This window comes from Shigella sp. FC1661, assembly GCF_001712525.1.
GTDB lineage: Bacteria > Pseudomonadota > Gammaproteobacteria > Enterobacterales > Enterobacteriaceae > Escherichia > Escherichia coli.
Genome location: NZ_MDGW01000133.1, coordinates 25,214 through 35,255, shown reverse-complemented (window position 1 = coordinate 35,255; position 10,042 = coordinate 25,214). Strand labels below are relative to the sequence as shown.

Below are 10,042 nucleotides of genomic sequence, written 5' to 3'. Positions count from 1 at the left end.
GAAACCGCTGCTGAAATCCCTGGAAAGCTGGCTGCGTGAAAAGATGAAAACCCTGTCGCGACACTCAGAACTGGCGAAAGCGTTCGCATACGCCCTGAACCAGTGGCCGGCGCTGACGTACTATGCAGATGATGGCTGGGCTGAGGCGGACAATAACATCGCTGAAAATGCGTTGCGGATGGTCAGTCTGGGCCGCAAAAACTACCTGTTCTTCGGTTCGGATCATGGAGGAGAGCGGGGAGCGCTGCTGTACAGCCTGATCGGGACGTGCAAACTGAACGGAGTGGAGCCAGAAAGCTACCTCCGCTATGTCCTTGACGTCATAGCCGACTGGCCGATAAACCGGGTCGGCGAACTGCTCCCCTGGCGCGTAGCACTGCCGACTGAATAACACATCCCCGTCAATACGGTTCTTGCTGCACGCTTACAAAAAATGTGAAGAGGAACAAATTTTTCCGCACGTTAGAAACAAAAAAACCGCCTCAGGCAACATACCGGAGACGGTTATACTTACAAATCTTTATAATTAAGGTAGACGCTTTATCTCTTGTGCAATAGAAGCGGCTTCCTGACTCCAGACACCGGCCAGCACTTTAACCATCTCATCGTAACCATCCTGAGTTTGCACTCCTTCCAGACGGAACGGACGTTTGATCAGTTGTCCCTGGTGGTTCAACAGCCACTCACCACTGACAATGACCTTGCCATCATAGCGACCGTTAAACTCCGTTACGGTAACATTGAGCGTGTCCTGGACGCTTCCCAGAGGCTGGGAGCAACCACCCAGCCGGGCAGTTGCGTACTCAGGTTGGCAACCAGGGTGTTGCGCAACTGTTGATCCAACGGGCTGGCCCACAAGTTGTTGTTGGCAATCACATACTTCACATCACTGGTTTGATAAACCACACCATTCCCCGCCAGATAGTCAGGAACAGTGACCTGCTCTACCCATAACAGACGATTGCCCTGGCTGGCGGTACTTTGTGTACCGCTCTGCACCACAGGTAACTGGTAATAGTTTTTATTAATTTCGCCGGAGCTGCATCCGGCCAGCCACAGTGCTGCAATCGTCACTAGCCACTTTTTCATTGTTTCGCCCTCTTCGGCTCTGGATCTTTTTTGTCCTTCGCTTCAAATACCAGCGCGTTACTCTTCTCATTGAGCGTTTTCAGCACCGGTTGCAGTTCTCGCAACACCTGATCAAGGCGCTGCATATCCGCCACCATCTTGTTGTAGGCTGCGGAGCCAGGCTGGAAGCCCTGCATGCTGCGATTCAATTCACGCAACGTTGACTGCATATCCGTCGGCAACTGCTGCATCGACTGGCTAGCGAGGATCTTGTTCATGCTATCCAGCGTCGTTTGCAGGTTTTTCATTGTGCGCTGACTTTCAGAAAACGTACTGGTTGCCTGTTCAATCATCGGATTCAATGGCAGTTTGTTGATCTTATCCAACGCTTCCATCAGTCGTTGCTGGATTTGCGCCAGGCCGCCGCTAACAGTAGGGATAATCTGATAACCATTAAATTCACGAATACCGGTTATTGCAGGCGTATTTGGATAGAAATCGAGATCAACATACAGTGCACCAGTGACCAGGTTTCCGGTTTTCAGCGATCCGCGTAAACCACGTTTCAACAATTCGCCAAGGTGCTCAACAACATCCGTATTTTCGCCAAGCTGCATTTTCAGCCGCTCTGGCTCGATACGAATCAGTACCGGAATACGGTAATCATCGTTAAATGTCTGACGCATATTCGGCGCAAAGAATGGCACTTTGCTTACGGTACCCAGGCGAATACCCCGGAATTCTACCGGAGCTCCCGGTTGCAGACCGCGTACCGAATCTTTAAAGAACATCAGATAATCAATGTGATCGGTGTACAACGAATCCTGAATGCTCTTCTGATCATCATACAAAACGAAAGCTGTTTTCGGTGCCACTGGCTGCCCTAAATCCAGACCTTCCGGCACATCAAAGCTAACACCGCCACTAAGCAGCGTTGTCAATGAGCCCATCTCCACACGCATCCCCGCTGACGTCAGATCAACCGCAATGCCACTATCTTTCCAGAAGCGAACATTGCTGGTCACCAGTCGGTCATAAGGTGCATTGATGAACAGTTGATAACTGATATTGCGTTTTTGCGTATCGAAGGTGCTGGTTTCAACCGAACCTACCCGATAGCCACGGAACAGCACCGGATCTCCTGGCGAGAGCTGCCCGGCTTTTTTGCTATCGAGAATCACACGGATACCTTTCGCATCAGGCGGGGCCAACGGTGGCGAGTCCAGCAAATCGTATTTATCCATTTTGCTGCCTTTCGCGCCTGGCTGCAGTTCGATATAAACTCCAGACAGCAGCGTTCCCAGGCCGCTAATCCCTTCGCGACCAATCTGCGGTTTCACCACCCAAAAGACGGTGTCTTTATGCAGCAATTTTTCCATACCGGAATTCAGCCGCGCTTTGATTTCAACGTGCGTCAAATCATCAGCCAGTGTGGCGCTTTCAACCACGCCGACGTCAACGCTACGGCTTTTAATGGTGGTTTTGCCACCTTCAATTCCTTCCGCATTCGCGGTGATCAGGGTCACTTCCGGTCCCTGATGGCTGTAATGATAAAATAGAACCCAGGCCCCAATGAGCGCCGTGACGATAGGAAATATCCACACGGGAGACCAGTTCTTCACTTTCTGGATTTTGGCTTCCCCATTATTAGATTCCATACTGTCAGGACTCCTCATGCTCTGATTCAGGTTGACGATCCCACGACAAACGCGGGTCAAACGTCATAGCAGAAAACATTGTCATTATGACGACTAAAGCAAACATTAATGCACCCATTGCCGGATAAATACTCATTAAACCTCCCATACGCACCAGCGCCGAGAGCACCGCGATAACGAAAACGTCAATCATCGACCAGCGGCCTACAAACTCAACAACTTCATAAATCAAATGCATTCTTTCACTGTCGCGCTTGCCATGCCCTTTGGCATCCCAACACAGCCACGCGATGGCGATCATCTTTAACGTTGGCACCATAATACTGGCCAGAAAGATCACCGCAGCGACGGGATAAGAGCCTTCGCTCCATAACAGAATGACCCCAGCGAGAATCGTCGACGGCATCTTCGAGCCTAATAAATCCGTCACCATGATGGGCAAAATATTAGCCGGAAGATACAGCATGATGGACGTTACAAGCAGCGCGAGTGTCCACTGCAGGCTGTTTCTACGCCGAACGTACCCTTTGGTACTACAACGCGGGCACACGGGTTCATCAGCAGGAAGGATTGCCGTACAACAGGAGCACGAACGCAGCCCCTGACGTATCCCCGTGACGCCTGGTTTTAGCGGCTGGCGCAGTTCTGGCATCGGGGCGATGTCGTCCCATAACCAGCGACGATCAACGCACTGAAAAGCGCGCAGTTGCAGGACACAAAATAAACACCAGGGGAGAAAGCTGCTGCCTACCCCAATGCTGCCGTAAGCCATCAGTTTAACGAAACTGACCAGCACACCCGCGAGGAAAATCTCCGCCATTCCCCAGGTTTTGAGTTGAAAAAGCACCCGTGCCAGTTGCTCTTTTAAACGGACCGGTAATTCCGCGCGATTCACCAGTAACAGAATGGTTATCAGACAAAACGAGGGAACCAGTTGCACAAACAACAGGAAAAAGGTGCCGAGGCTGGCGTAGTCCTCAGAAAAAAGCACGCCGGGAATTTCCAGTAATGTAATTTCACTGGTAACTCCTGCAACGTTCATATTCACAAAAGGAAACAAGTTGGACAGCAACAGCATGAACAGTGCAGCCAACGCATAGGCGGTCGGACGCTGCCGAGGGGCATCCCACGCCACGGTTAACGTTGTGCCACACCGGGGACATGCCGCTTTCTGACCATGCTCAAGGCGCGGTAACGCCACCAGCATGTCACACTGCGAGCACAGGATGTGCTTCGCGGCATGATGATGTTCGCACATTGGTACTCCTTAATGATGCGCTATTTTACAGATGACTAACAAAGAGTTGGTTTTCATGCCTGATAAACCCAGTTCATCAGGCAATTTTACCGTTGTCAGCTGTCTCTGTTTAAATCGACTATTTTGCGATCAGCCACCATTTTTTAACGCTTCAAGATACTCCCAGCGTTCAAAGGCTTGCTCCAGCTCCTGCTCTGCAGCAGCCATATCGGCGAGCACTTTTTGTGTCTGCTCATGTGGCTGACTGAAGAAGGAAGCATCCGCCACCTGCGTCTGTAGGGCTTCCAGCTTCGCCTCCAGATCTTCGAGCAATTGCGGTAGCTGCTCCAGTTCGCGCTGCAATTTATAGCTTAGTTTGCTACTGCTGCGTTTTACAGTTTCTGCTTTTGCCGCGGCGGCTTCTTCGGTTTTTTTCACCGCAGGCTGTTTGAGCGCCACATACTGCTCTTGCTGACCACGGGCATCATGATAACCGCCGACATAACGACCAATTTTACCGCCGCCTTCGAAGATCCAACATTCTGTAACGGTGTTATCGACAAACTGACGATCGTGGCTAACCAGCAATACCGTGCCCTGATAGCTGTCGATCAGTTCTTCCAGCAGTTCCAGCGTTTCGACATCAAGATCGTTGGTCGGTTCGTCAAGAATCAATAAGTTGCTTGGTTTGAGGAACAAACGCGCCAGCAGCAAGCGGTTCCGCTCACCGCCAGAAAGCGCACGTACCGGCGTCATCGCCCGTTTCGGATGGAACAGAAAGTCCTGCAAATAGCCCAATACGTGGCGTGGCTTGCCGTTAACCATCACCTCTTGCTTACCTTCGGCAATGTTATCCATCACCGTTTTATCGGGATCCAGTTCCGCGCGGTGCTGATCGAAATAAGCCACTTCCAGTTTGGTGCCAACGTGAATACGCCCGCTGTCCGCTTGAAGCTGACCGAGCATCAGTTTCAGCAGCGTGGTTTTGCCGCACCCATTCGGACCAATCAGGACAATTTTGTCGCCACGTAGAACCTGGGCCGAAAAATCTTTCACCAGTTGCTTACCGTCAACCTGGTAGCAAACGTCTTCCATTTCGAAAACGATCTTACCGGAGCGGCTGGCCTCTTCCACCTGCATCTTTGCGGTACCCATCACTTCGCGACGTTCACCACGCTCGCGACGCATTGCTTTCAGGGCGCGTACGCGGCCTTCATTACGGGTACGGCGTGCTTTGATCCCCTGGCGGATCCACACCTCTTCCTGCGCCAGTTTGCGATCGAACTCGGCATTTTGTAGTTCTTCCACGCGCAGGGCTTCTTCTTTTTCAAGCAGGTACTGGTCGTAATTCCCTGGATAGGTCACCAGCTTGCCGCGATCGAGATCAACAATGCGCGTCGCCATATTGCGGATAAACGAACGGTCGTGGGAGATGAAAATAATCGTCCCATTGAAGGTTTTAAGGAACCCTTCCAGCCAGTCGATGGTTTCAATATCCAGGTGGTTTGTCGGTTCATCAAGCAACAGCACGCGCGGATTACTCACCAGCGCGCGTCCTAATGCCGCTTTACGCAACCAGCCGCCGGAAAGCGACGACAGCGCAACATTAGGATCTAACCCCAGTTGCGCCAGCACTTCGTTGATGCGGTTTTCCAGCTGCCACAGGTTGTGGTGATCCAACTGTTCCTGAACCTTCGCCAGTTCGTTGAGATTTTTCTCGCTCGGGTCGTTCATCACCAGGCGCGAAATATCGTGATAGCGTTTCAGATATTCCGCTTGTTCTTCAATGCCTTCGGCAACGAAATCATAAACGCTACCCTCAACGTTACGCGGCGGATCCTGTTGCAGACGAGCTACAATCAAATCTTGCTCGTAAATAATGCGACCGTCATCCAGCCCTTGTTCACGGTTGAGGATTTTCATTAACGTCGATTTGCCCGCGCCGTTGCGGCCCACCAGACAAACACGTTCGTTATCTTCGATATGCAGTTCTGCGTTATCGAGAAGCGGCGCGTCGCTGAACGACAGCCATGCGCCATGCATACTGATTAATGACATTACTATTCCTTTCAGGCTGCGGTAATCAGCCAGCAGTTGTGGATCTGGCGGTTACGGGCGAAATCCTGGGAGAGCGTTTTTTGCGTAATTTCTTGTGCTTTCAGTCCCAGTTTTGCCAGGCCGTCGAGATCCATACGGAAGCCACGTTTGTTGTTCGAGAACATGATCGTCCCACCTGCACGCAGCAGACGTTTCAAATCTTTCATCAGCGCCAGATGATCGCGCTGAACATCAAACGCATCTTCCATTCGTTTTGAGTTAGAGAAGGTTGGCGGATCGATAAAGATCAGATCAAACTGTTCATTTGCCTCACGCAGCCACGCCAGGCAATCGGCCTGAATCAGGCGATGCGCACGCCCGGTTAGGCCATTCAGACGCAGGTTGCGTTCTGCCCACTCCAGATAAGTACGCGACATATCCACGGTGGTGGTGCTGCGCGCGCCGCCTAATCCCGCATGCACGGTGGCGCTACCGGTATAAGAGAACAGGTTGAGGAAATCTTTGCCTTTGCTCATCTGACCGAGCATACGGCGGGCGATACGGTGATCGAGGAACAGACCAGTATCGAGATAATCCGTCAGGTTCACCCACAAGTGAGCGTTATATTCGGTAACTTCAAGAAACTCGCCCTTCTCGCCCAGTTTCTGGTACTGGTTTTTGCCCTTCTGGCGTTCACGGGTTTTCAGCACCAGTTTGTTTGGCGCAATCCCCAGTACCGAAATGGTTGCAGCGATAATATCGAACAGACGCTGACGCGCTTTGTGAGCATCAATAGTTTTTGGCGGTGCATACTCCTGCACCACCACCCAGTCGGAATAACGGTCAACGGCAACGTTATATTCCGGCAGATCGGCGTCATACAGGCGGTAACATTCAATTCCTTCCTGGCGAGCCCACTTCTCGAATTTTTTGAGGTTCTTACGCAGGCGGTTGGCGTAGTCTTCCGCTACCATCGCCGGTTTGCTGTCAGGAGTGCTTTCGGCAACGTGGTAATTTTTCTGTACGCAGTCCAGCGGGCCGTTTTTCGCCTTGTACTGTTTGTCTGCACGCAGCTGCAAGCAGCTTAGCAGATCCGGCGAGGCACTAAACAAAGAGAGATTCCAGCCACCAAACTGGTTTTTCATGATCCGACCCAGCAGGCTATGCAGCGCAATCAGCGCCGGTTCGCTGTCCAGACGTTCCCCGTATGGCGGGTTGCTCAACACTGTGCCGTACGGCCCTTTCAGCAGCGGATTGGTCAGTTGCGCGACATCTTTCACCTCAAAGGTGATCAGTTCAGCAATCCCCGCAAGACGGGCGTTAGTGCGTGCACGTTGAATCACCCGTGCGTCGCTGTCCGAACCGTAAAAATGAGAGCTATACTCAGCCAGGCCTTTACGGGCGCGAGTTTGCGCTTCCGCTTTCACTTCCTGCCAGATAGCTTCATCATGCTGCGCCCAGCCGCTAAAGCCCCAACGCCCACGGTGCAAGCCGGGTGCGCGATCGGTCGCCAGCATCGCCGCTTCAATCAGCAACGTACCGGAACCACACATCGGATCGAGCAGCGGTGTTCCAGGCTGCCAGCCGGATCGCATCACAATAGCGGCTGCCAGGGTTTCTTTGATCGGCGCAATACCAGCACGATCGCGATAGCCACGCAGATGTAAACCATCACCACTCAGATCAAGAGCGATACTGGCGGTTTCTTTATGCAGCCAGACGTTAACGCGGATATCCGGCGCATCGCGATCAACATTTGGACGCGGCAGATTTTTCCGCGTGAAAGCATCGACGATCGCGTCTTTCACTTTCATCGCGCCGTACTGACTGTTGCGGATGGTGTCATTCAAACCACTGAAGTGGACAGCGAAGGTCGCGCCAGGATTAAACATCTCTGTCCAGTTGATCGCCTGAACACCGAGATAGAGGTCTAAATCGCTGTAAACCTTACACTCGCCCAGCGGCAACATAATACGCGAGGCCAGGCGGCTCCACATCAGGCTCTGGTAAACAAGCCGTGTGTCGCCCTTGAAATGGACCCCACCCTGAACCACCTGGCATTCAACGGCCCCCAGGTTTTCCAGTTCAGTTTTTAACAGCTCTTCCAGCCCACGGGCCGTACTGGCAAACAGAGAATTCATATCGTCACTTTTACTCTAAGAGCCTACCGCAGTAGGCGTAATTGTTGCAGTCAGTCTGGACATGGACAGCGCGGAGAAACCGGAGCGTACACAAGTACGTGAGGATTTCGAGCACAACCCAGGGCCAAACTGACAAATAAAATAGCCTAATGGGACAGGCGCTAAGAAAATTGTTGCGCATTATAGCTAATAAGCACGTCATGTCATAAAGTTGAGGGCTTATTTTCATTTGAGGACCGCACCGTGGCGACATTAACCCGGCTTTTTATTCATCCTGTTAAATCGATGCGCGGCATTGGTCTTACACATGCTCTGGCTGATGTCAGTGGTCTGGCCTTCGATCGCATCTTTATGATCACGGAACCTGACGGTACGTTTATTACCGCTCGCCAGTTTCCCCAGATGGTACGGTTTACTCCTTCACCTGTGCATGATGGCTTGCATCTCACCGCACCAGATGGCAGTAGCGCATATGTTCGTTTTGCTGATTTCGCCACACAAGACGCACCAACCGAAGTTTGGGGCACACATTTTACCGCGCGAATTGCGCCAGACGCGATCAACAAATGGCTAAGTGGATTTTTCTCCCGCGAAGTGCAATTACGCTGGGTGGGGCCACAAATGACCCGGCGCGTGAAACGCCACAACACTGTACCTCTGTCATTTGCTGATGGCTATCCTTACCTTCTTGCTAACGAAGCCTCGTTACGTGATCTCCAACAACGTTGTCCGGCCAGTGTAAAAATGGAGCAATTCCGCCCCAATCTGGTGGTTTCCGGCGCGTCAGCCTGGGAAGAAGATCGCTGGAAAGTGATTCGCATTGGTGATGTGGTGTTTGATGTGGTTAAACCTTGTAGCCGCTGTATTTTCACCACCGTCAGCCCAGAAAAAGGGCAAAAACATCCGGCAGGCGAACCATTAAAAACATTGCAATCTTTCCGCACTGCCCAGGATAACGGCGATGTCGATTTTGGTCAGAATTTAATTGCCCGTAATAGCGGCGTGATTCGCGTTGGCGATGAGGTGGAAATTCTGGCAACGGCTCCGGCAAAAATTTACGGCGCAGCTGCCGCTGATGATACCGCCAACATCACGCAACAACCGGACGCAAATGTAGATATTGACTGGCAGGGACAGGCATTTCGTGGAAATAACCAACAGGTGTTGCTGGAGCAATTAGAAAATCAGGGAATTCGTATCCCTTATTCTTGCCGCGCGGGCATTTGTGGAAGTTGCCGTGTTCAGATTTTAGAAGGCGAAGTCTCGCCGCTGAAAAAATCAGCAATGGGCGATGATGGCACCATTCTTTGCTGTAGCTGTGTACCGAAGACTGCACTTAAGTTGGCGCGTTAGACTGCCTGTTCGAGGCTGAAGCTGTCAACATTAACCTGCGGTTTCAGCCTGTCGTTCATGATTTTAATGGCGTCGCCCAACTGCATCGCGCGACCCGCAATAACAACGCAGGGTTGTGCCAGCAGGCATAGTGCGGCATTTTCGCCAGATTCAACGACCAGCAAATTGACCTGCTCGTGAGTATCGCTCAACCAAACGCAGGCCGCATCGCCCGGCATGGGCACCCACATTTCACCATGGGAAACAAAATGCCAGCTTTTCGGCATTTGCGGTTTGAGATAGCGAATTGCTACCAGTGCATTCAGCACCAGTTCGGCTTTTTGTTCTTTAGATAAATTAAAATCGCGGCACTTTTCTTCAAAAGAGAAATAGAGCGCGGCGTCGTCAACGCAAAAGCCTGCGGGAGAAAAGGCATCTGGAGTCAACATCTTGCGCGCAAAACGTGAGCGAAACAGCATACCATTGGCTAAATCGAGCATCATTCGATCGTGCTCTTCATCGTAATACCAACGCCAGTTATCGTCTGGTTTAATTCGCATCTGCCTCTC

Annotated in this window: 7 protein-coding genes and 1 pseudogene; 2 read left to right on the top strand and 6 right to left on the bottom strand. The window is 51.7% G+C overall.

Annotated elements, in window-relative coordinates:
* On the top strand, nucleotides 1–391 hold a 391-nt coding region (locus BFF42_RS09460; protein WP_000607730.1), incomplete at its 5' end, for an IS66 family transposase.
* A 135-nt stretch (nucleotides 392–526) separates the two neighbouring features.
* Here BFF42_RS09460 and pqiC read toward each other — a convergent pair.
* The 5 genes and pseudogenes from pqiC to rlmKL all read right to left on the bottom strand — a co-directional run bounded on the left by pqiC (nucleotide 527) and on the right by rlmKL (nucleotide 8,141).
* Nucleotides 527–1,089: pseudogene (gene pqiC / locus BFF42_RS09455) on the bottom strand (membrane integrity-associated transporter subunit PqiC).
* Entirely contained in the window at nucleotides 1,086–2,726 is a 1,641-nt protein-coding gene (pqiB, locus tag BFF42_RS09450; protein WP_000445544.1) for an intermembrane transport protein PqiB, read from the bottom strand. Before pqiB ends, pqiC begins: the two are co-directional and overlap by 4 nt.
* Nucleotides 2,727–2,730: 4 nt before the next feature.
* Nucleotides 2,731–3,984: a membrane integrity-associated transporter subunit PqiA gene (pqiA, locus tag BFF42_RS09445; protein WP_000333187.1), complete on the bottom strand. Its 1,254-nt coding sequence runs from the start codon at nucleotides 3,982–3,984 to the stop codon at nucleotides 2,731–2,733.
* Between the two features lie 129 nt (nucleotides 3,985–4,113).
* Nucleotides 4,114–6,021: an ABC transporter ATP-binding protein gene (locus BFF42_RS09440; protein WP_000053095.1), complete on the bottom strand. Its 1,908-nt coding sequence runs from the start codon at nucleotides 6,019–6,021 to the stop codon at nucleotides 4,114–4,116.
* Between the two features lie 11 nt (nucleotides 6,022–6,032).
* The gene (rlmKL, locus tag BFF42_RS09435; protein WP_001086505.1) at nucleotides 6,033–8,141 is read right to left on the bottom strand and encodes a bifunctional 23S rRNA (guanine(2069)-N(7))-methyltransferase RlmK/23S rRNA (guanine(2445)-N(2))-methyltransferase RlmL; all 2,109 of its coding nucleotides are present in this window, start codon (nucleotides 8,139–8,141) and stop codon (nucleotides 6,033–6,035) included.
* A 243-nt stretch (nucleotides 8,142–8,384) separates the two neighbouring features.
* Here rlmKL and ycbX point away from each other — a divergent pair, with 243 nt between their 5' ends.
* The gene (ycbX, locus tag BFF42_RS09430) at nucleotides 8,385–9,494 is read left to right on the top strand and encodes a 6-N-hydroxylaminopurine resistance protein YcbX (RefSeq protein WP_000224267.1); all 1,110 of its coding nucleotides are present in this window, start codon (nucleotides 8,385–8,387) and stop codon (nucleotides 9,492–9,494) included.
* On the opposite strand, the gene zapC is transcribed toward ycbX, so the two are convergent.
* Nucleotides 9,491–10,033, bottom strand: a complete 543-nt coding sequence (gene zapC, locus BFF42_RS09425) for a cell division protein ZapC (RefSeq protein ID WP_001295353.1) — start codon at nucleotides 10,031–10,033, stop codon at nucleotides 9,491–9,493. The two genes, ycbX and zapC, sit on opposite strands and share 4 nt — an antisense overlap.
* Between the last annotated feature and the right edge of the window lie 9 nt (nucleotides 10,034–10,042).

What these genes read in the sequence shown, in the direction of transcription:
- pqiB (WP_000445544.1), bottom strand. Translation starts at nt 2,726, where the DNA reads ATGGAATCTAATAATGGGGAAGCCAAAATCCAGAAAGTGAAGAACTGG.
- pqiA (WP_000333187.1), bottom strand. Translation starts at nt 3,984, where the DNA reads ATGTGCGAACATCATCATGCCGCGAAGCACATCCTGTGCTCGCAGTGT.
- BFF42_RS09440 (WP_000053095.1), bottom strand. Translation starts at nt 6,021, where the DNA reads ATGTCATTAATCAGTATGCATGGCGCATGGCTGTCGTTCAGCGACGCG.
- rlmKL (WP_001086505.1), bottom strand. Translation starts at nt 8,141, where the DNA reads ATGAATTCTCTGTTTGCCAGTACGGCCCGTGGGCTGGAAGAGCTGTTA.
- zapC (WP_001295353.1), bottom strand. Translation starts at nt 10,033, where the DNA reads ATGCGAATTAAACCAGACGATAACTGGCGTTGGTATTACGATGAAGAG.